Origin of the sequence: Streptomyces poonensis (assembly GCF_014650915.1) — a bacterium.
Classification (GTDB): Bacteria; Actinomycetota; Actinomycetes; order Streptomycetales; family Streptomycetaceae; genus Streptomyces; species Streptomyces poonensis.
On record NZ_BMVW01000017.1, the window covers coordinates 108,635 to 129,368 of the forward strand.

General features: G+C 72.9%; 18 protein-coding genes. 4 read left to right on the forward strand and 14 right to left on the reverse strand.

Features of this window, described 5'->3' with window-relative positions:
* Together IE242_RS31010 and IE242_RS31015 are read left to right on the forward strand one after the other, a co-directional pair.
* The coding region (locus tag IE242_RS31010) for an FG-GAP-like repeat-containing protein (RefSeq protein WP_189865215.1) at positions 1 to 2,222 on the forward strand (2,222 nt) is incomplete at its 5' end.
* Between the two features lie 209 nt (positions 2,223 to 2,431).
* On the forward strand, positions 2,432 to 3,481 hold the full coding sequence (locus IE242_RS31015; protein WP_189865412.1) for an aminotransferase class V-fold PLP-dependent enzyme: 1,050 nt from the start codon (positions 2,432 to 2,434) through the stop codon (positions 3,479 to 3,481).
* An 86-nt stretch (positions 3,482 to 3,567) separates the two neighbouring features.
* Here the strand turns inward: IE242_RS31015 and thpD are convergent, their stop codons facing one another.
* The 5 genes from thpD to IE242_RS31040 all read right to left on the reverse strand — a co-directional run bounded on the left by thpD (position 3,568) and on the right by IE242_RS31040 (position 8,566).
* The gene (gene thpD, locus IE242_RS31020; protein ID WP_189865217.1) at positions 3,568 to 4,497 is read right to left on the reverse strand and encodes an ectoine hydroxylase; all 930 of its coding nucleotides are present in this window, start codon (positions 4,495 to 4,497) and stop codon (positions 3,568 to 3,570) included.
* Between the two features lie 5 nt (positions 4,498 to 4,502).
* The gene (locus tag IE242_RS31025; RefSeq protein ID WP_189865219.1) at positions 4,503 to 4,913 is read right to left on the reverse strand and encodes an ectoine synthase; all 411 of its coding nucleotides are present in this window, start codon (positions 4,911 to 4,913) and stop codon (positions 4,503 to 4,505) included.
* A gap of 73 nt (positions 4,914 to 4,986) precedes the next feature.
* Positions 4,987 to 6,258: a diaminobutyrate--2-oxoglutarate transaminase gene (gene ectB, locus IE242_RS31030; RefSeq protein ID WP_189865221.1), complete on the reverse strand. Its 1,272-nt coding sequence runs from the start codon at positions 6,256 to 6,258 to the stop codon at positions 4,987 to 4,989.
* A 62-nt stretch (positions 6,259 to 6,320) separates the two neighbouring features.
* Positions 6,321 to 6,869 carry a diaminobutyrate acetyltransferase gene (gene ectA, locus IE242_RS31035; protein ID WP_189865223.1) on the reverse strand — a complete coding sequence of 183 codons (549 nt, stop codon included), beginning with the start codon at positions 6,867 to 6,869 and terminating at the stop codon, positions 6,321 to 6,323.
* A gap of 596 nt (positions 6,870 to 7,465) precedes the next feature.
* Positions 7,466 to 8,566, reverse strand: coding sequence for a pyridoxal-phosphate-dependent aminotransferase family protein (locus tag IE242_RS31040; protein ID WP_189865225.1), 1,101 nt, complete (start codon positions 8,564 to 8,566; stop codon positions 7,466 to 7,468).
* A 168-nt stretch (positions 8,567 to 8,734) separates the two neighbouring features.
* On the opposite strand from IE242_RS31040, the gene IE242_RS31045 reads away from it, so the two are divergent.
* On the forward strand, positions 8,735 to 9,826 hold the full coding sequence (locus IE242_RS31045; RefSeq protein ID WP_189865234.1) for an amidohydrolase family protein: 1,092 nt from the start codon (positions 8,735 to 8,737) through the stop codon (positions 9,824 to 9,826).
* A 282-nt stretch (positions 9,827 to 10,108) separates the two neighbouring features.
* Positions 10,109 to 11,176 (forward strand): SCO1860 family LAETG-anchored protein, encoded by a 1,068-nt coding sequence (locus tag IE242_RS31050; RefSeq protein WP_189865236.1) that lies wholly within the window; start codon positions 10,109 to 10,111, stop codon positions 11,174 to 11,176.
* Positions 11,177 to 11,322: 146 nt separating this feature from the next.
* On the opposite strand, the gene cobC is transcribed toward IE242_RS31050, so the two are convergent.
* From cobC to IE242_RS31095, 9 genes are all read right to left on the reverse strand, one after another.
* On the reverse strand, positions 11,323 to 12,369 hold the full coding sequence (gene cobC, locus IE242_RS31055; protein WP_229859670.1) for an Rv2231c family histidinol phosphate aminotransferase CobC: 1,047 nt from the start codon (positions 12,367 to 12,369) through the stop codon (positions 11,323 to 11,325).
* The gene (locus IE242_RS31060; RefSeq protein WP_189865238.1) at positions 12,359 to 13,321 is read right to left on the reverse strand and encodes a sirohydrochlorin chelatase; all 963 of its coding nucleotides are present in this window, start codon (positions 13,319 to 13,321) and stop codon (positions 12,359 to 12,361) included. The genes cobC and IE242_RS31060 overlap by 11 nt, the downstream gene beginning before the upstream one ends.
* Complete coding sequence (locus tag IE242_RS31065) at positions 13,318 to 13,950, reverse strand: precorrin-8X methylmutase (RefSeq protein ID WP_189865240.1); 633 nt, start codon at positions 13,948 to 13,950, stop codon at positions 13,318 to 13,320. The genes IE242_RS31060 and IE242_RS31065 overlap by 4 nt, the downstream gene beginning before the upstream one ends.
* Positions 13,947 to 15,650, reverse strand: coding sequence for a precorrin-3B C(17)-methyltransferase (cobJ, locus tag IE242_RS31070; RefSeq protein ID WP_189865241.1), 1,704 nt, complete (start codon positions 15,648 to 15,650; stop codon positions 13,947 to 13,949). The genes IE242_RS31065 and cobJ overlap by 4 nt, the downstream gene beginning before the upstream one ends.
* Positions 15,647 to 16,945 carry a precorrin-6y C5,15-methyltransferase (decarboxylating) subunit CbiE gene (cbiE, locus tag IE242_RS31075; protein WP_189865243.1) on the reverse strand — a complete coding sequence of 433 codons (1,299 nt, stop codon included), beginning with the start codon at positions 16,943 to 16,945 and terminating at the stop codon, positions 15,647 to 15,649. Before cbiE ends, cobJ begins: the two co-directional genes overlap by 4 nt.
* Entirely contained in the window at positions 16,942 to 17,775 is an 834-nt protein-coding gene (gene cobM / locus IE242_RS31080; protein WP_189865245.1) for a precorrin-4 C(11)-methyltransferase, read from the reverse strand. The genes cbiE and cobM overlap by 4 nt, the downstream gene beginning before the upstream one ends.
* Before the next feature lie 101 nt (positions 17,776 to 17,876).
* The gene (gene cobI / locus IE242_RS31085) at positions 17,877 to 18,614 is read right to left on the reverse strand and encodes a precorrin-2 C(20)-methyltransferase (protein ID WP_030578286.1); all 738 of its coding nucleotides are present in this window, start codon (positions 18,612 to 18,614) and stop codon (positions 17,877 to 17,879) included.
* Complete coding sequence (locus IE242_RS31090) at positions 18,611 to 19,321, reverse strand: VOC family protein (RefSeq protein WP_189865247.1); 711 nt, start codon at positions 19,319 to 19,321, stop codon at positions 18,611 to 18,613. The genes cobI and IE242_RS31090 overlap by 4 nt, the downstream gene beginning before the upstream one ends.
* Positions 19,318 to 20,730 (reverse strand): cobyrinic acid a,c-diamide synthase CobB, encoded by a 1,413-nt coding sequence (locus tag IE242_RS31095; protein WP_229859671.1) that lies wholly within the window; start codon positions 20,728 to 20,730, stop codon positions 19,318 to 19,320. The genes IE242_RS31090 and IE242_RS31095 overlap by 4 nt, the downstream gene beginning before the upstream one ends.
* Positions 20,731 to 20,734 lie beyond the last annotated feature (4 nt).

Sequence of the window (20,734 nt, forward strand, 5' to 3'; positions counted from 1 at the left end):
ACGCGGGCCTGCTCACGGGCGAGGGCACCCGTTACCCCGTCTACATCGACCCGTCGGTGTCTGGTTCCCGCTACGCCTGGGCCATCGCCTACAAGAAGTATCCCGACAGCTCGTTCTACAACGGCAACGGCTGGCGGAACTCTGACGGCAGCTACGGCACCTCCACCGCCCGCGCCGGCTACGAGAACATGACCAACGGGCTGGCGCGCTCCTACTTTCGGATGCGCACCGCCAACCTGTGGAACACCGACAAGGTGGTCTCCCGCTCGACCTTCCGGATCAAGAACACCTGGTCCTGGTCGTGCACCGCCAAGCCCGTCGAGCTATGGCGCACCGACCCCATCGGCTCGTCCACCACATGGAACGACCGGCCCACCCGCCGCGAGCAGATGGACACCGTCACCGACGCCAAGGGCTGGAGCTCCTCCTGTCCGGCCGGTAACCTTGCGTTCGACGTCACCAAGGGCGCCAAGGACGCGGCCGCGAACGAGTGGGACACCATCACCCTCGAACTCGCCGCCGCCAGCGAGTCCGACGTCTATGGCTGGAAGAAGTTCGACGCCAAGACTGCCACTCTGTCCACCACCTACAACACCCGGCCGAACGTTCCCAGCGGCCTGGACACCTACCCGGTCTCCACCAACAACGAGTACGGCTGCGGTGACCGGGCCCCCTACCAGTACATCGGCAACACCGACTTCTACCTGCGGGCCAAGGTGTCCGATCCCGATGGCGGGACCGTCAAGGCCGTCTTCCGCCTGTGGCCCACCGGCCATGGCGATGACGGAGTCATCCTGGACGAGTCCGTCTCGGTCACCTCCGGCACGATTGCCAAGGTCAAGGTTCCCAAGGCGCTGCTCGCCGAGCACGCCGCCACCGCCTCCGGCAACTTCTCCTGGAAGGTCAAGGCCGACGACGGCACGCTCGCCAGCGACTGGAATCCCCCTCTGAGCGCCTCCGGCTGCCGCTTCGTCTTCGACGCCGACCGCGCCAGCACCCCGCCCACCGTCACCTCCAGCCAGTTCCCCGACGGCAGCGATGGCTGGCCCGCCAGCACCGGCAAGGCCCGCACTGAGGGCACCTTCACCATCTCCAGCGGCGGCGTGACCGACGTCACCGCGTACGAGTACTGGACCGACTGGGACTCCACCGTGCGCACCGTCACCGCCGGTTCTATAGGCGGCTCGGCCACCGTCAAGATCACCCCGCTCGCCGCGGGCAGCCACGCCCTGTTCGTCCGCAGCATCGACCAGGCCGGCAACAAGTCTGACCGCGGCACTTACATGTTCTACGCGAACAGCCCTGGCACCCCGGACGCCCCGGGCGACCTCAACGGCGATACCCACCCCGACATCTACGGCGTACGCACCGACGGTTCGCTGCGTCTTTACCCCGGACAGGGCAACGGGAAGTTCGCCCCCTACACGACCGCAGGCTCCACCAGCTTCGACGGTGCCTCCATCACCCACCGGGGCGACTGGACCGGCGACGGTTACGAGGACCTGATCGCCGCTCAGGGAACGAACGGCGCGAAGGACCTCTACCTCTACCCCAACAACGGTCTGGGCTACGCCTGCACCAGCCATGGCGAGACCACGGACGGGGCTTCCGCGGCGTGCACCGATAAGCGCCACTTGCTCGGCGTCTTCGACCCGGCCAACAACCACTGGTCCGGCGCCCAGCAGCTTCTCGCCATCGGCGACGTCGACGGCCCCCTCGACGTCGACGACGACGGCACCCCAGACATCCCCGGCCACCCTGACCTCCTGGTCAAGGAGGGCGATCTGCTCTGGCTCTACTTCGGCTCACCGGACTACTACCTCGACAGCAGCCGTGAACCGGTTCTCATCGGTGACGGCAGCTGGTCCGACTACGACCTCGCCGCTCCTGGCGACGTCGACGGAGACGGCCGCGTCGACCTGGTCGCACGCAACCGTACTGCCGGCGACCTTCGTCTGTATCCGGGCACTGGGCCCAACGGTGAAGGCCTTGGAGCTGGCTCCACGCACCTGACCATCCAGGCCACCGGTTGGAAGAGCACCATCCATCCCCTGCTCGCCTCCGGCGGCGACGCCGACCATGACGGCCAGCCAGATCTGTGGGCCAGCAGCCCCGAAACCGGCGCCGAACTGAAGTTCTACCCCGGCCTCACCGCCAGTGGCCTGAAAGCCCCCACTGTCGTGGGCAACACCGGCTGGCTCAACTTCCGAACCCTTAGCTAGCCTGCCAGCCACTCCGTCAACACCACGACTGCCGTCCCGGCCAGGACACTCGGCCGGGGCGGCAGGAGCGGAGCGGGATGTCGGACCGGTGTCGGAGTTGTGGTTTCCCGCGGCACCGTTTCCGTACACGGGTGTTCCGATGGGCATGTCCGCGATGATTCTCGATGGACGACGCGTTCAGTAGACTCCAGAGTGGTCCCATGGAGCCCATGGAGACCTTCGAGAGCCTCGTCCGCGCCGAGTTCGGCCCGAAGACCACCTACCTCAACACCGCCAGCACCGGGCTGCTCCCGGCCCGCACGGTGCAGGCCATGAGGGTGGCCGTGGAGTCGGCCGCGGTCGGCCGGCCCACCGACATGTTCGCCGACGTGGAGGCGTCCCGCTCCGCCTTCGCCCGGATCGTGGGCGTCTCCGAGCGCCGCGTCGCGGCCGGCGCCTCGGTCGCCGTCTACACCGGGGTGATCGCCGCCTCCCTGCCCGCGGGCGCCGAAGTCCTCACCGCCGACGCGGACTTCGCCTCCACCGTGAACCCCTTCCACGTGCGCGGCGACCTGAAGGTGCGCACCGTGCCGCTGGAGCGGATCGCCGAGTCGGTGCGCCCCGGCACGGCGCTCGTCGCGGTCAGCGCCGCCCAGTCCGCCGACGGCCGGATCGCCGACCTGGCCGCGATCCGCGAGGCGGCGCGCACGCACGGGGCGCGCACGTACATCGACGCGTCCCAGGCCGCCGGCTGGCTGCCCCTGGACGCCGGCGCGTACGACTTCGTCTCGTCCGTCGCCTTCAAGTGGCTCGTCTGCCCACGCGGCGCGGCCTTCCTCGTCGTCCCGGAGGACTTCGGCGGACTCACGCCCGTCTTCGCGAGCTGGGTCGCGGGGGAGCACCCGTGGGACAGCTGCTACGGACCCGTCCAGGAGCTCGCCCACTCCGCGCGCAGGTTCGACGAGAGCCCCGCCCTCTTCTCGTACGCGGGTGCGCGCCGCTCCCTGGAGGTCGTCGAGGCCCTGGGCGTGGAGAACATCCGGCGGCACGACCTGGCGCTCGCCGAGCGCTTCGTCGCGGGCCTCGGCGCGCTCGGCCACGAACCCGTCCCGGCACCCGGCTCGCCCGTCGTCTCGGTGCCCGGACTCGGCCACCGGCAGCCCGAACTGAGCCGGGCCGGAGTCGAGGTCTCCGACCGCGCGGGCCACCTGCGGGCGGCCTTCCACCTGTACAACACTCCCGCGGACGTCGACCGGCTCCTCGACGTCCTGTCCGGCTGATCCGGCTGACGCCCGCGGGCCGGGCACCCCTGGCAGGGTGCCCGGCCCGTCGATGCGGCCGGTACGGCAAGTACGGAAGACGTACGTCAGCGCACCGGGGTGAAGTCCCGCGCCCCGATGAAGTCCGGCCGCCGCACCGGCGCCGCGAACGGCTCCACCGCCGTGTTCTCCACGCTGTTGAACACGATGAAGACATTGCTGCGCGGGAACGGCGTGATGTTGTCGCCGGAGCCGTGCATGCAGTTGCAGTCGAACCAGGTCGCCGAACCCGCCTTGCCCGTGAACAGCTTGATGCCGTGGTCGGAGGCCATGGCGGTGAGCGCCTCGTCGGACGGCGTGCCCGCGTCCTGCATCTGGAGCGACTTCTTGTAGTTGTCCTTCGGTGTCTCCCCCGCACAGCCGAGGAACGTCTTGTGCGACCCCGGCATGATCATGAGTCCGCCGTTGGTGTCGAAGTTCTCGGTCAGCGCGATCGACACGGACACCGTGCGCATGTTCGGCAGACCGTCCTCGGCGTGCCAGGTCTCGAAGTCCGAGTGCCAGTAGAAGCCGGAGGCGCCGAAGCCCGGCTTGACGTTGATCCGCGACTGGTGGACGTACACGTCCGAGCCGAGGATCTGCCGCGCCCGCCCCACGACGCGCTCGTCGCGCACCAGCCGGGCGAAGACCTCGCTGATCCTGTGCACCTCGAAGACCGACCGGATCTCCTGGGACCGCGGCTCGACGATCGAGCGCTCGTCGGCGCGGATCGCCGGGTCGGTCACGAGCCGGTCCAGCTCCTGCCGGTAGACGGCCACCTCGTCCTCGGTAATGAGCTGGTCGACGGCGAGGAAACCGTCACGCTCGAACGCGTGCAGGCCGGCCGGCTCGATCGGGCCGGGCGCGTCGGGGGCGCCCCAGACGACCGGGTCCTGGCGGGGGGTGGCGACCTCGGTGGCGCCGCGGGTGGGGTAGAGGTCGGTGACGCCCGGGGCGGTGTCCGTCGCGGTGGTGGTCGTGTGCGTGGTCGTGGTCATGGGGATCACACCTCCTCGGGCTCGGGCTCGGTGAGCAGCGGGTAGACGCCGTTCTCGTCGTGGTCCTCGCGGCCGGTCACGGGCGGGTTGAAGACGCAGATGCAGCGGAAGTCCTTCTTGACCCGCAGCGTGTGCCTGTCGTGCTCGTTCAGGCAGTACATGGTGCCGGGCGTGATGGTGTACGTCTGCCCGGTGTCGCGGTCGGTCAGTTCGGCCTCGCCCTCCACGCAGACGACGGCCTCGATGTGGTTGGCGTACCACATCGACGTCTCCGTGCCCGCGTACAGGACGGTCTCGTGCAGCGAGAAGCCGACCTTGTCCTTGGCGAGCAGGATGCGCTTGCTCTCCCAGGTGCCGGACGCGGCCCGCACATGCCGGTCGGTGTCCTCGATCTCCTTGAACGAACGGACGATCACGGTGTTTCCTCCGCCTCCTTGAGGTGTCGCGGGTGTCGCGGGTGTTTTGGATATCTCGGGTGTCGCGGGTGTTTCAGACGGTCTCGCGGACCGCGCGGGCGAGGGTCGTCATGCCCTCGTCCAGCTCGTCGGGCGTGACGGTGAGGGCGGGGAGCAGCTTGACGACCTCGCCCTCGGGGCCCGAAGTCTCGATCAGCAGCCCGAGTTCGAAGGCACGATGCGCGACACGCGACGCCCGCCCCTTGTCGTGGAACTCCAGGCCCCACACCAGGCCGCGGCCCCGGTACTCCTTGATGTCGGCGAGGTTCTCCTCGGTGATGGAGATCAGGTGCTGCTCGACCTGCTCGCCGCGGGCGCGGGTCTGCTTCTCCATCGCCGACCCGTCGGCCCAGTACGCCTCCAGCGCGGCGGTCGCCGTGACGAAGGCGGGGTTGTTGCCGCGGAAGGTGCCGTTGTGCTCGCCCGGCTCCCACACGTCCAGCTCGGGCCTGAACAGGCACAGCGACATGGGCAGGCCGTAGCCGCTGATCGACTTGGAGACGGTGACGATGTCCGGCACGATCCCGGCCTCCTCGAAGGAGAAGAAGGCACCGGTACGGCCGCAGCCCATCTGGATGTCGTCGACGATCAGCAGCATGTCCTGCCGGTCGCACAGCTCCCGCAGGGCGCGCAGCCACTCGGGCCGGGCGACGTTGATGCCGCCCTCGCCCTGCACGGTCTCGACGATCACGGCGGCGGGCTTGTTGAGGCCGGAGCCCTGGTCCTCCAGGATGCGCTCGAACCAGAGGAAGTCCGGGACCCGGCCGTCGAAGTAGTTGTCGAACGGCATCGGCGTGCCGTGCACCAGCGGAATGCCGGCGCCGGCCCGCTTGAAGGCGTTGCCGGTCACGGCGAGCGAGCCCAGCGACATCCCGTGGAAGGCGTTGGTGAACGACACGATGGCCTCGCGCCCCTTCACCTTCCGCGCCAGCTTCAGCGCCGACTCCACGGCGTTGGTGCCGGTCGGGCCCGGGAACATGACCTTGTACGGCAGGTCGCGCGGCCGCAGCACGTAGTTCTGGAACGACTCCAGGAAGCTGCGTTTGGCGGTGGTCGACATGTCGAGTCCGTGGGTGACGCCGTCGCGGAGGAGGTAGTCGACCAGGGCTCGTTTGAGTACGGGGTTGTTGTGGCCGTAGTTGAGTGATCCGGCACCGGCGAAGAAGTCGAGGTACTCGTGGCCGTCCTCGTCGTACATGCGGCTGCCGTGCGCACGGTCGAAGACGGTGGGCCAGCCGCGGCAGTAGCTGCGCACCTCCGACTCCAGGGTTTCGAAGACGCTGAGGTCGGGCTGGGTGATGGTCACGGCGAGATCGCTCCTTGGGGCGTGGTGGTCGGCAAGGGGGTCTGGCTTGTCGGCCGGGCCGCTCAGCGGGACAGCGGGCCGATGCGGTGCAGGACCTCGGGTTCGTGCGGGCCGTCCGGGAACCGGTCCGCCGCGAACAGCACCTCGCGCTCGACACGCGCCCCGTGGCGGGTGGCGTACGAGGCGAACAGACGCTCCGAGGCGGTGTTGCCCGGGGTGATCGTGGTTTCCAGGGTGGTCAGCGGGTGCTGCCGGGCGACCTGGGCGGTCAGCCCGTCCAGCAGCGCCCCGGCGAGACCGCGGCCCCGGTGCGCCGGGTCGACGGTGACCTGCCACACCAGGAGGGTCTGCGGGGCCTCGGGGCGGAGGTAGCCGGTGACGAAGCCGACGGGCCGTCCGTCCGCGTCCCGGGCCACCACCGAGGTGCCGGCGAAGTCACGGCACCACAGGAGATAGCTGTAGGAGGAGTTCAGGTCGAGGGTCTTGGAGTCCCTGGCGAGACGCCACAGGGCGGCGCCGTCCGCCACGTCAGGACGGTCGATCCGGAGCCCCTCCGGCATTTCCAGGAATTCCGCGGGCAGTTCTGGCAGGTCTGCTTGAGCGGCTGTCATGCGAATTCAACTTACCCAGCGAAAGTTGAAATTGCACCGTGAGTCGGGGTTACGGATGGGGCTTGTGTGTGTTATCGCGCGGGCGTGTGTGGCCGCGCGACAGGGCGATGGAAGGTGCCATTTTGCCCGGAAAATACCGGCGAAAAGGGGCGCGCTGTGGAATCGATCACACAGCTGTAATCACCATGGAATCCACCCGAATTACTTCGCCGGGTGTTCTCGGAATCTTCGCGTTTAGGCTTGAGGAAAGCGGGCAGAAGAGCACGGGAAGCTGCGCTGAATCAATCCGCGTGGACAAGGGGAGGGATACTGCGGAAAGGCTGCGCCGCTGTCAATGGCGGCAATGGCGGCAATAGCGGCAATGGTGGAGTGGAAGCCGGGTCCCGCGCCGGTGGTCCAGCCGAGCCGCGATCCCGTACGAGGCCCGCCGTGGCCGTGGCCGTGGCCGTGGCTATGGCCGTGTGAGGTGTGAGTGCGGCGGTGTGAGGTGCGGCGGCGGGCATGTGCGCACGCGCAGCATCGCGCTGCCCGCTCGGTCCTCAGTCCCTCGGGCCACCGTCCCGGCCCGCACCCCCGCCCGCGACGGCGGCGAACCGCTACCCCCAGGCCCGCTCCGCCGCCCGCCGCGCACCGAGAAGGTCCACGTCCAGTCCCCGCTCGGCCAGCGCCGCGCCCAGTGCCGCCAGACTCGACTGGACGGCGCCCGGCGTGGCGTCGGGACCGTAGTGGTTGACCCGGATCATCTCCTTCGCCAGCGCGCCCCCGCCCGCGGCCAGCGGCAGCGCGGGGTCCGACTCCAGGGCCCGCGCGACCAGCTCCGAGGCGACGACACCGTCCGGCGTGCGCAGCGTCGTGGCGACCGGCGCGGCCTCCGTGGCCTCGTGCACGTACGGCTCCAGGCCCCCGCCGAGGGCGAGCACGCCCGCGCGGGTCGCCCGCGCCGCGGCCGCGTGCCGGGCCATCACCGCGTCCAGCCCCTCGGCCTCGATCCGCTCCAGGCACGCCTCCAGCGCGAGCATCTCCAGCTGTGCCGGGGCGTGCAGCAGGGCACGGCGGCCGCCGTCGATCCACCGCTCCTTCCAGTCCAGCAGGGACAGGTACGAGCGGCGCGGCGCCCGCGGGTTGGCCGCCATGCGCGCCCACGCCCGCTCGCTCACCGAGATGGCCGACACCCCCGCGGGACCGCCCATCGCCTTCTGCGCCCCGATCACGCACAGGTCCACGCCCCACGCGTCCGGCAGCACCGGCTCCGCCCCGACCGAGGCGACCGCGTCCAGGTAGAAGAGCGCGCCGTGCTCCCGGACCACCGCGCCGATCTCCGCGACCGGGTTGGTGTTGCCGGTCGCCGCCTCCGCGTGCACCAGCGACACGAAGTCGACCGACGGGTGCGCGGCGAGCGCCTCCCGGATCCGCTCCGCCGTGACCGCGGTGTGGAACGGCACGGACACATCGATCACCGTGGCCCCGCAGTCGCGCAGCCAGTCGCCGAAGGTCTGCCCGTACGGCCCGGTGATCACGTTCAGTGCGGTGGTGCCCGGGCCCGCGGCCCCGCGGATGGCGCCCTCCAGCGGCAGCAGGGCCTCGCCCTGGGTGATCACCACGTCCTGCCGGGTGCCGAGCAGCCGCGCCACGCGGTCCTCGATCGAGGCGAAGCGCGCCGCGCTCAGCGGCGGCAGATCCAGGAAGGGGTGCGTCACGGTGGTGCTCTCTTCGCTCGTGGATACCGGTGGATACCGATGGTGGGCGGTACGCGCAGTACCGGTAAGAGGTTATCCGGCGGCCCTCGGAGCTCCTCCTGGGACGAGGTCCGCGCGCGGGGCGACCGGCCGGACGAGGCGGGCGACGGCCCAACTAAGGTGCCGTGCATGAGCGATCGCGCGGTGCTGCGGGTGAAGGGGCGGGTGCTCGTCGGGCCCGAGGACGTCCGGGACGAACTGTGGGTCGTCGGCGGCAGGATCTCGTACGAGCGTCCCGCCGGCGCCCGTGACGTCCGTACCGTCGAGGGCTGGGTCCTGCCCGGCCTGGTCGACGCGCACTGCCACGTCGGACTGGACGCCCACGGCCCCGTGCCCGACGACGTCTCGGAGAAGCAGGCCCTCACCGAGCGCGAGGCGGGCGCGCTGCTCCTGCGGGACGCGGGCTCCCCGTCCGACACCCGCTGGATCGACGACCGCGACGACCTGCCGAAGATCGTCCGAGCGGGCCGGCACATCGCCCGCACCCGCCGCTACATCCGCAACTACGCCCACGAGATCGAGCCGGACGACCTGGTCGCGTACGTAGCCCGGGAGGCCCGGCGCGGCGACGGCTGGGTGAAGCTGGTGGGCGACTGGATCGACCGCGACCTCGGCGACCTGGCGGCGTGCTGGCCACGGGACGCCGCCCGGGCGGCGATCGCGGAGGCCCACCGCCTCGGCGCCCGCGTCACGGCCCACTGCTTCGCCGAGGACTCCCTGCGCGACCTGGTGGAGGCGGGCATCGACTGTGTCGAGCACGCGACGGGCCTGACGGAGGACACCGTCCCGCTCTTCGCCGAGCGGGGCGTGGCGATCGTCCCCACCCTCGTCAACATCGCGACGTTCCCGCGGCTCGCGGACGGCGGCGAGGCGCGGTTCCCGCGCTGGTCCGCACATATGCGCCGACTGCACGAACGCCGTCACGACACCGTGCGGGCCGCGTACGACGCCGGGGTCCCCGTGTACGTCGGCACCGACGCCGGCGGCGGGCTGGCGCACGGACTGGTGGCCGGGGAGGTCGCCGAACTGGTGACCGCGGGCATCCCCCCGGTCGAGGCCCTGTCGGCGACGACGTGGGCTGCGCGGCGCTGGCTCGGCCGCCCCGGGCTCGACGAGGGGGCGCCCGCGGACCTGGTCGTGTACGAGGCGGATCCGCGGGCGGACGTACGCGTGCTGGGGGCGCCGCGGCGGGTGGTGCTGAACGGGAAGGTCGTCGGCTAGACCCCGTACCCGGGCGCCCGGGCCGGTGTGACGCCTGTGCTCCGGGACTCGAAGGAGCGTGCGCCCATCGTTCAGCCATGTGCGGAAACCACCCTTGCGGGTGAAGTCTCGCCAGGTTGATGCTTCTTCACCCTCCGTCCGCCAGGATTCACGAACCGCCGCCGCCGCCGGCGTTCCCCACGGGTCCCTGTCTGTGTCTGTCTGTGGTTCCCCGTGCCCGGAACGTCCGTCGGAGCAGCGTGTTCCCATCGGTCTCTTGGTCTTCTGTGAGGTCCCTCCATCGTGAACAGCAACTCCTTCCGCATGACCGCACGCCGCATAGCCGTCACCGCGGCGGCCACCGCGCTGGCCGCCGGTCCCGCCGTCCTGGCCGGCGCGGGCACGGCCCACGCGACCGGCGGCCACGGCAGCGCCGGCGCCACCGTGCTCCGTACGGGACTGGACGTCGCCCTGCTCGACAAGACCGCGGAGGTGCCGCTCGCGGTCACGCTCAACGAGGTACACGCCCCGCAGAGCGCCGAGAAGACCCTGCTCACCGCGGAGCTGAAGGGCGTCCACCACGGCAAGCCGTTCACGGTGGCGCGCGCGGACGTCGCCTCCGCGAAGGCGGCGGTCACCGAACAGCGGGCCGAAGGGGCCGTCACCCTCGTGAAAGCGAAGGTGCATGTGCCGGGGCTGCCGCTGCTGTCGCTGATCGAGGTCGAGAAGGTGACCTCCAAGGCGGTCTGCGAGACGGGCAAGGAACCCGTCGCCTCGGCCAATGTGCTCGGAACGGTGACGGTGCTCGGCAAGAAGGTCACGCTGACGGCCGCCGGCACGACCGAGGTCGAGGTGGAAGGGGTCGGTACGGTCCGGCTCGACCTGTCGCGGACGGACACCACCACGCACACGGCTGCCGCAACGGCGCTCGAACTCAAGGTGTCCGTCGAGCCGCGGAAGCTGAACGTGGCCAAGGTCGACGGCACGGTGACGCTCGCGGAAGCCACCTGTGAGGCGCCGGCGGCCGCCGGCGGGGCCGGGGTCGGTGCCGAGGGGCCGGATGACGGCTCGGGTGGCTCGCGGCCGGACGACGGAGCCGGCGGAGAGACAGAGAAGCCGGGCGGCGCGCCCGGTGACGAGCAGCAGTCCGGCGCCGAGCAGAAGTCCGGCGCGGGGCAGCTGTCCGCCGCGGACCAGCAGGCCGGTGCCGATCAGGCGGGCGGCGACGAGCCCCAGGGCGAGGCGTCCGGGGCGGCCGACCTCGCGGAGACGGGCGGCAGCTCCATGACGCCGTACATCGCGGGCGGCGCGGTTGCGCTGCTCGCGGCGGGCGGAGGAGCGGTGGCGCTGGCGCGCCGTTCCCGGGGCTGATCGGGACTGACGGGGGGCTCACCGGGAACTGACCGGGAGTCCACCCGGGAACCGACCGGGGGCTGCCGCCCCCCAGACCCCCGCTGTCGGCCTGGACGGTCTCGTCCTCAGGCGCCGGACGGGCTGATCTCAGCCCGTCCGGCGCTCTAGGGCAGCGCCCTGCCCAGTGCCCCCAAGAACCGGTCCACCGTCCCCCGGTCCCGCACCGCCAGCCGCAGCCACTCGTCGCCGAGCCCGGGGAACGTGTCCCCTCGGCGCACGGCGAAGCCCAGGCCGCGCAACCGGTGCCGTACCCCCGCCGCATCCGGCAGGCGGATCAGTACGAAGGGTCCCTCCGCCGGTTCGGCCACGCGCAGTCCGGCGGGGGCGAACCGGCGGAGTCCCGCCACCAGATGCGCACGGTCCGCCGCGATCCGGCGGGCCGCCTCCTCCGCCTCCGCCAGCGCCCGCGGCGACACACACGCCTCCGCCGCCGCGAGGGCCGGCGTCGACACCGGCCACAGCGGCTGGGCCCGTTCGAGGTCCGCGATCGTGTCCGGCGCCGCGAGGACGTACCCGATGCGCAGCCCGGCCAGCCCCCACGTCTTGGTCAGACTGCGCAGGACCACCAGTCCGGGCACGTCCGTACGGCCGGCCAGTGCCTCCCGCTCGCCCGGCACCGCGTCCATGAACGCCTCGTCGACGACCAGCGTGCGACCCGGGCGGGCCAGGGACGCGATCATCTCCGCCGGGTGCAGCACCGACGTCGGGTTGGTCGGGTTGCCGATCACCACCAGGTCCGCGCCCTCGGACACGGCCGCTGGATCCAGCCGGAAACCGTCCTCCGCGCGCAGCAGCACCCGGCCGACCGTGTGCCCGGCGTCCCGCAGCGCCGCCTCCGGCTCCGTGAACTGCGGGTGCACGACCACCGGCCGGCGCACCTTCAGCGCGCGGGCCAGCAGCACGAACGCCTCGGCGGCGCCCGCGGTCAGCAGCACCCGCTCCACGGGCAGCCCGTGCCGCGCCGCCACCGCGGCCCGCGCGGCCCGCCCGTCGGGGTAGGCGGCGAGCCCGGGAAGGGAGTCCGCTATCCGCTCCCGCAGCCACGCGGGAGGCGTGCCCGTACGGACGTTCACCGCAAGATCCGTGAGGGCGGCCCCGTCGTCCCGGACCTCGGCGTCACCGTGATGCCGGAGGTCGTGCTCAGTGTGCATGGGAGTGGGCGTGCCCGCCGTGGTGCCCGTGCCCGTGACCGTGGCCGTGCGAGTGACCGTGAGGGCCGTGACCGTGACCGTGCTCGCCGTCGTCGTCAGGGTGGAAGTGCGGCTGCTGCGGCAGGCCGACCTTGTCCTCGAAGCCCGGCAGCGCGATCCGGTACACGCACGAGTCGCAGTTCATGCGCAGATCGCCCTTGACGGCCTCCCGGTAGCGCTCCATCACCAGGTCCAGCAGCTCCGGCTCCGGACCGATGACGTCCGCCGACCGCACCTCCGTCTCCGGGTGCGCGGCCGCCCAGTCCTCCGTCTGCTGCCGCACCCGGTCCGGGAGGATGCCGGTGAAGAGGAAGTAGGGGAGGACGACGATCCGCTTCGCGCCCAGCTTCGCGCACCGGTCCAGGCCGCTCGGCACGTCCGGCGCCGCCAGCGACACGAACGCCGTCTCCACGCCCGCGTAGTCGCGGCCCTCCCACAGCAGCCGCGCCGCCTTGTGCACCTCGGCGTTGGCGTCCGGGTCGGTGGACCCGCGCCCGACCAGCAGCACGGTCACCTCGGACCGGTCGCCCGGGTCGTCGCCGAGCGCCTCGTCCAGCCGCCGCTCCAGCACGTTCAGCAGCGCCGGGTGCGGGCCGAGCGGGCGCCCGTAGGTGTACGAGATCCCGGGGTGGCGCTCCTTCTCGCGGGCCAGCGCCGCCGGGATGTCCCCCTTGGCGTGCCCGGCGGACACCAGCATCAGCGGTACGGCGGCGAACCGGCGCACCCCCTGCTCCACCAGCTCGGTCACGGCCTCGCCCAGCGGCGGCGGGGACAGCTCGATGAACCCGCCCGCGACGGGCAGGCCGGGGTTCCGGCGCCCCAGCTCCCGTACGAAGGAGCGGAACGCCTCGGCGCCCGCGTCGTCCCGGGTGCCGTGGCCGGCGATGAGCAGGGCGGGGGGCGGGGTGGTCACGGTTTCTCCTCAGGCACAGCGGAAGTGGTGGGGTGGTACAGCAGGGCGTTCAGCGCGGCCGCGGCGACAGCCGAACCGCCCTTCTCGGACACGTTGCTGACGGCGGGCAGCCCGCTCTCGCGGAGCGCGGCCTTGGACTCGGCCGCGCCGACGAAGCCGACGGGCAGGCCGATGACGAGCGCGGGGGAGGCGTCGAGGGTCAGCAGCTCCTCCAGGGCGGTCGGCGCGCAGCCGATCACCCAGAGCGCGCCGGGGCCGACCTGTTCGTACGCCAGCCGGACGGCGTGCGCGGAACGCGTCAGCCCGGGACCGGACTTGGCCTCCTTCAGCCGGCAGACGGTCTCCCGGCGGGTGATCCCGGCCGCGACCATCTCCACGTCCACGACCACCGGCGCCCCGGAGTGCAGCGCGGCGTGCGCCTTCTCCAGGTCGGCCTCGGCCATGACGAGGTCGGTCGCGTACTCGAGATCGGCGGCCGAGTGGATCACCCGCTCCACCACCGCCCTGGTCAGCGGCGGGAAGTGCGAGGTGTCCAGGCGGGCGCGCAGCCGCCGGAAGGACTCCTGCTCGATGGGGTGGACGATCCGGTCCGCCGGGGACGCGGGGTGTGCGGGGGGCGTCGCGCTCACTTGGCCTCCTCCTGCCAGCGGTAACCGCGCGGCGTGACCATGCGGCCCGCGATCTCGCGGGTCGCGGTGTTGCCGACGGTCACCACGGTCATCATGTCGACGGTCGCCGGGTCCAGGGCGGCCAGCGTCGTCAGACGGCTGGACTCGTCCGCGCGGGACGCGTTCCGTACGACACCCACGGGCGTCGTCGGCTCCCGGTGCTCCGCGAGGATCGCCAGCGCCTTGGGCAGCTGCCAGTCACGGCCCCGGCTGCGCGGGTTGTAGAAGGTGACCACGATGTCGGCCTCGGCTGCCGCCCGCACCCGCCGCTCGATGACCTCCCACGGCGTGTGCAGGTCGGACAGGCTGATCGACACGTGGTCGTGGCCCAGGGGTGCGCCGAGGATCGCCCCGGCCGCGAGCGCCGCCGTGACCCCCGGGACACCGACCACGTCGATGTCGTCGGACGCCTCGGCCAGCGCGGGCGACGCCATCGCGTACACGCCCGCGTCACCGCTGCCGATCAGGGCCACCGCGTGCCCCTTCCGCGCCTCGGCGACCGCCGTGCGCGCCCGCTCCTCCTCGGCGCCGAGGCCGGACTCGAGGATCCGGGTGCCGGGGCGCAGCAGGTCGCGGATCTGGTCGACGTACTGGTCCAGGCCGACGAGCACGGACGCGCGCCGCAGTTCCGCCGTCGCGCGCGGGGTGAGCAGGTCGCGGGCGCCGGGGCCGAGCCCGACGACGGCGAGCCGGCCGCGCCCGGGACGCCGTACGACGGCGCAGGTCGCCATGGCGGGACGGCCGTCCGGGCGCTCCGACTTCCGCTTGGGGACGAGGAGTTCGCCGCCACGGGCCAGGGCGGCGGCCTCCGCCACGGACGGCGTGCCGACGGCGGCGAGCGGCGCGTCGGACGGGTTCGGCACGCTCACGCGCGCGAGTTCCTCCGCGCCGTACGTGACCAGAGGCACCCCGAGCCGTTCGGCCGCCGCCACGATGCCGGGCTCGTCCGCCTTCGCGTCCACGGTCGCGAGCTCGGCGACGCTGTGGACGGACAGGCCCGCGTCCCGCAGGGCGCCCTCGACGAGACCGAGGACCTCGTCCGCGGGCGCGTCCTTGGAGGCGCCCACCCCGACGACCAGGGTCGGCGGGCGCAGCAGCACCTCGCGTCCGGCGGGGGCAGGACCGGCGAGACGGTCCGTCAGCCGGATGACGTGCGCGTACGGTCCGCCGTCCGTCACCGGCAGCGGCGGCAGCGGCCAGCTCACCTCCGTCTCCAGCGCCACCGGCTCCCCGTCCAGCAGGGCCCGCGTCACCCCGGCGACATCGCCCTCCACCGGGAGGCCGAGGGTGTCGAGGCCCGGCAGGTCCACGGCGTCCGTCGCCGTCGTCACCACCGGCTCGGCGCCCAGCACCTCGGCCACCTCGCGGGCGAGCGCGTTGGCACCGCCGCCGTGCCCGCCGACGAGGGACACGGCGAACCGCCCGGCCTCGTCCACGCACACCACACCCGGGTCGGACGTCTTGTCGCCCAGCAGCGGCGCGACCAGCCGGACCACCGCCCCGGTCGCGAGGAAGCACACCAGCCGGTCGCACTCCCCGAACGCCCGCCGCACGGCGTCCCCCACGGGTCCGTCGTACACGCGCGTGCGCTCCGGCCACGCCGCGGCCAGCCGGTCACGGGCCGCCGCGCCCGCCGCGGTGGCGGAAATCAGGCCGATCACTGGACTACTCCTTCAACTTCCGTATGTGTCACAGGTGTCGTACGTGCCGGGGGCCTCTCGCCCCACAGCAGGAAAACGGGATTGGTTGCCGCGAGCCGGGTGACGTCCCCGGGCAGCGGCGCGAGCCGGGACGACTGGAGCAGCACACCGTCACAGCCGAACCCGGCCGCCACGAGCGCGTCCCGCGCCGCCGGCACCCGGTCCAGCGCGGCCACGGCGACCACCACGGTCCGCCGGGCGCGCCGCGCGCACGCGGTGACGATGGCGGGCAGCTCCCGGCCCCCGCCGCCGATGAACACCGCGTCAGGGTCGTCCAGATCGGACAGCACCGTCGGTGCCGCCCCGTGCACCACATGGACGTCGACACCATGTGCGGCGGCGTTGGCGTTGATGCGCTCCACACCGTCCCGGGTCTTCTCCACCGCGACGGCGGCGGCGCCGAGCCGCGCGCACTCCACGGCCACCGATCCGGATCCCGCGCCCACGTCCCACACGAGGTCGCCCAGGCGCGGCCCCAGCCGGGCCAGAGCCAGCGCCCGCACCTCGAACTTGGTGATCATCGAGTCGCGGTGCGCGAACGCGTCCTCGTCCAGTGCCCAGCCGGCGGGCCCGGGCGGCGCTCCGGCCACGGTCCGCGCGGGGGCGCTCACGGACGGCCGCTCCTCGTCCAGGCACAGCACGACGTTCACCGCGTCGCCCCAGTCCCGGGCCGCGGCCTCGGCCGGCGTCACCCGTTCCAGCCGCTCGCGCGCCGGATCGCCGAGCGCGGACGCCACCACCAGCACGCGCCGGCTGGCCCGCAGCCCCGCGCCCAGTTCGGCGGGCCCGGCGCCCGGCCCGGTGAGCACGGCGACCTTCGGGCGGGCCCGGCACACGTTCAGAGCGGTGCGCGGGTCGCGTCCGTGCGCGCTGACCACCACGGCGTCGTCCCAGGTCAGCCCGAGCCGCGCGAACGCGGTCGCGACGGACGACACCCCCGGCCGTACGTCCAGGCGCCGCGGCCCGAACCGCTCGGCGAGCGCCCGTACGATCCCGAAGAACCCGGGGTCGCCGGAGGCGAGGACGACGACCGGACCGTCCGGCTCGTCCGCGTTCCCGCCGTGCTTGGCGAGGTGCTCCCCGATCGCGTCCAGCGCGGGCGCCAGCGGGCCGAGAACGATGCGTGCCACGGTGTCCGGCAGTCCGGCCGCATCCAGGTGCCGCCGGGCGCCCACGACGAGCGCCGCCCCCGCCAGCGCCTCCCGGGCGTCCGGCGTGAGGGGCGCCCCCGTGCCCGTACCGATGACGGTGATCACGCCTGGGTGCTCCGTTCCCGCGCCCGTTCCTCGCGCAGGGCCTTGCGGGCCTGGGGGTCGGCCTTCCGGTACCCGTGGAAGTGACCCGGGTGGTACAGGTGCGAGCGCGTGCCGTGCGCGTCGAGGGCCGGGCCGACCAGGAACAGCGTGTGCTTCCACAGCTTGTGCTCCTTGACGGTCTCCTCCAGGGTGCCGATCGTGCACTTCACGACCAGTTCCTCGGGCCAGGTCGCCTGGTACGCGACGACGACGGGCGTGCTCGTCGGATAGCCGCCCTCCAGCAACTCCCGCACCAGCTGACCGCTGCGCGCGGCCGACAGGAACACCGCCATCGTCGTGCCGTGCTTGGCGAACTCCCGTACCTCCTCGCCGGGCGGCATGGGCGTCTTGCCGCCGCCGAGCCGGGTGAGCACCACGGACTGCGCGACCTCGGGGATCGTCAGCTCCCGCTGGGCGAGCGCCGCCACGGCGGAGAAGGAGGACACCCCCGGCACGACCTCGGTCGCGATGCCGATCTCGGCGCACCGGTCGAGCTGCTCCTGCGTACCGCCCCACAGCGCCGGGTCGCCGGAGTGGATGCGGGCGACCTTCAGGCCCTCCTCGTGGGCCCGCCGGTAGACGGCGACGACGTCCTCCAGGGACATGGCCGCGGAGTCCAGGATCTCGGCGTCCTCACGCGCGTGGTCGAGGACCTCCGCCTGGACCAGGCTGGCCGCCCAGATCACGACGTCCGCCGCCGCGATGGCGCGGGCGGCACGGAACGTCAGCAGGTCGGCGGCGCCGGGGCCGGCACCGACGAAGGTCACCTTGCCGGTGGGGGCATCGGCCATGGGGAATCGGTCCTCTCGTACGGAAGGTCAGGTGGTGGTTCGGATACTGCGGGTACTGCCGGGAGTGGGGTGCGGAGCGGCCGGAGGGGCCGGAGCGGCCGTCAGAGCTTGCCCCCGCGCCCGTCGTCGCGCCGCGCGGGCGCGATCAGCGTGGACAGGTACGGCAGCGGGGCGTCCTCGAGCTCGGCCGCCGGCCGGATCGACTCCTCCGGCAGCCCCAGCGCCGAACCCCACACCGCGTCCCGCGTACGCCCCGTCTCCCGCAGCGCCGTCGCCACCTCGCCCGCGAGCCGCCCGAACTTGTACGCCACCACCGTGCCGGGACCCTCCAGGGCCTCCTTCAGCACGGCGGAACCCGCCGTCACCGGCACCAGCGTCAGGGGCTCGGTGCCCTCCGTCAGCACCGCGCCGCTGCGTGCCGCCAGGTCCTGCATGGCGGTGATGCCCGGCACCGTCTCCACCGCCAGCTCCGGCACCGACTCCGCCACCGTCTGCGCGAGATAGGTGAAGGTCGAGTAGACGTTCGGGTCGCCGATGGTCGCGAACGCCACCGTGCCGTGCTCGCGCAGCAGCCCGGCCACCCGCTCGCCCGCCGCGTCCCAGGCCGCCTCGCGGCGTGCCCGGTCGGTCCGCTCGTTCAGCGCGAAGACGACCCGTACGACCTTCTCGGCGGGCACGTAGTGCAGCACCGTCGCCTCGGCGCGGCCCCGCTCCAGCGTGTCCATCACGGGCACGACGACGACCGCGGCCTCGCGCAGCGCGTTGACGCCCTTCACGGTCACCAGCTCGGGATCGCCCGGGCCCACGCCGACCCCGATGAGGCGATGTTCCGTCGTCATGATGTGGTGACTCCTCGTTCGTGCCCGTGAGGGGGCGTGGTTGCGTCGGCGGAGGTGATTCCGTCGCCGAAGGTGACCGGACCGTGCCTGCCGTCCAGCACGGCGGTGAGCGCCGGCACCGTCCCCCGGAAGATCTCCAGCCCGGCGCCGAGCGCCGCCAGTTCGTCCGCGACCCGGTCCGGCTCGGGGTGGCGCGCCGTGAACGCCAGCAGCGGCAGCACCGGCAGTCCCCGCTCCGACGGGTGGACGGTCGTCCCCCAGTCGAGCAGGAAGGGCACCAGCCCGTCCCCGCCCCGGTCATGACCGTGCGGCAGCGGCATCGTCAGCCGCCAGGAGATCGTGCCGCCCTCCGGAGTGGCACGTGCCATGGCGACCGGCTCGCCCGGGTCGTAGCCGCGCTCCCGGGCACCGGCCACGCGCGCGTCGATGTCCGGCACGCGGACGGCCCAGTGGACCAGGCGCGGCCCGGTGAGCGCGTCGATGCCGAACCAGCGCGGGCCGTCCGGGGCGGGCTGCCCCTCGTCGGGCCCGACGATCTCCAGATAGCCGCCGTTCCCGGTGCCGAGCAGGTAGTTGCGGGTGCCGAGCCCGGGATGGCTGCCGCCCTCGACCGGGCGGACGCCGGTCAGCTCGGCCACCTCCTCGACGGTGCGGGCGAGGTCGGGCGTGGCGAAGACCAGGTGGTCCAGCGGAAACGTGCTGCTCACTGTGCGCCCCTTCCGGCGTACTCGACCAGCCGCCGCGCCATGGACGGCTCGGCGGCCCAGTGCACATGCAGATAGGACGCGTGCACGCTGCCGTCCACGCCGCCCAGGAAACCCTCCGCCCGGCGTACCGGACGGGTCAGCCCCCACGCGGGCGGGGAGCCCGCGCCGGGCTCCAGCACCGTCCGGTGGAACTCGTGGCCGCGCACGCGCGTGCCGGCCGCGGCCAGCGCGCTGTCGCTCACGGCCACCGCCTCCCGGTAGCCCAGCGTCAGCCGCTCCGACATCCGCGCGTCCGCGTCCAGCACCCCGCACATCGGCCGTCTGTCCAGCGACCGGGCCAGATACAGCAGCCCGGCGCACTCGGCGGCCACGGGCGCCCCGGACCGCGCCAGCGCGGCGATCTGCTCCCGCAGCGGCTCGTTGGCGGACAGCTCCGGCGCGTACACCTCGGGGAACCCGCCCCCGACGACCAGCCCCCGCGTGTCCTCCGGCAGCTTCTCGTCCCGCAGCGGATCGAAGGGCACCACCTCGGCGCCCGCGGCCGTCAGCAGCTCCCCGTGCTCGGCGTACGAGAACGTGAACGCGGGGCCCGACGCCACGGCCACGACGGGACGGTGATTCCCGGTCATGGCAGCGAGCTCCGGCTCCCAGGGGGCCGTGTCCAGCGGGGGAGCGGTACGGGCCAGGGCCAGCAGTGCGTCCAGGTCGCAGCCCGCCCGTACCCGATCCGCCAGCGCCCGCACCGACTCGACGGCGTCCGCGTGCCGTTCGGCGACCGGGACGAGGCCCAGGTGCCGCGACGGCGTGCGCACTTGCCCGTCGCGGCGCAGCACGCCCAGCACCGCCACGCCCGACTCGTCGAGCGCCTCGCGCAGCAGCTCCTCGTGCCGGTCGGAGGCCACCTTGTTGAGGATGACGCCGCCGATCCGCACCTCCGGGTCGAACGACGCGAACCCGTGCACCAGCGCCGCCACCGACCGCGACTGCGACGAGGCGTCCACGACCAGCACCACGGGAGCCCGCAGCGCCTTGGCCACCTGGGCGGTCGAGGCCAGCTCACCCTGCCCCGCCGCCCCGTCGAACAGCCCCATCACGCCCTCGACCACGGCCAGGTCGCAGCCCGCCGCGCCGTGCGCGAAGAGCGGCGCGAGCAGTTCCGTACCGCACAGGTACGCGTCGAGGTTGCGGCCGGGACGGCCGGTCGCGAGGGCGTGGTAGCCCGGGTCGATGTAGTCGGGTCCCACCTTGTGCGGGGACACGGCGAGACCGCGCTCCGCGAACGCCGCCATCAGCCCCGTCGCCACGGTCGTCTTCCCGCTGCCGGACGAGGGCGCGGCGACGACGAGCCGGGGCACCCGGCAGGAACGGCTCGCGCCGCTCGCGCCGGTCACATCGGCCGCAGGATTCACACCG

Excerpts from the sequence above, each read along its gene's own strand:
- IE242_RS31015 (WP_189865412.1), top strand. The coding sequence starts at position 2,432 with ATGGAGACCTTCGAGAGCCTCGTCCGCGCCGAGTTCGGCCCGAAGACC.
- thpD (WP_189865217.1), bottom strand. The coding sequence starts at position 4,497 with ATGACCACGACCACGCACACGACCACCACCGCGACGGACACCGCCCCG.
- ectA (WP_189865223.1), bottom strand. The coding sequence starts at position 6,869 with ATGACAGCCGCTCAAGCAGACCTGCCAGAACTGCCCGCGGAATTCCTG.
- IE242_RS31045 (WP_189865234.1), top strand. The coding sequence starts at position 8,735 with ATGAGCGATCGCGCGGTGCTGCGGGTGAAGGGGCGGGTGCTCGTCGGG.
- cobC (WP_229859670.1), bottom strand. The coding sequence starts at position 12,369 with ATGCACACTGAGCACGACCTCCGGCATCACGGTGACGCCGAGGTCCGG.
- cobM (WP_189865245.1), bottom strand. The coding sequence starts at position 17,775 with ATGGCCGATGCCCCCACCGGCAAGGTGACCTTCGTCGGTGCCGGCCCC.
- cobI (WP_030578286.1), bottom strand. The coding sequence starts at position 18,614 with ATGACGACGGAACATCGCCTCATCGGGGTCGGCGTGGGCCCGGGCGAT.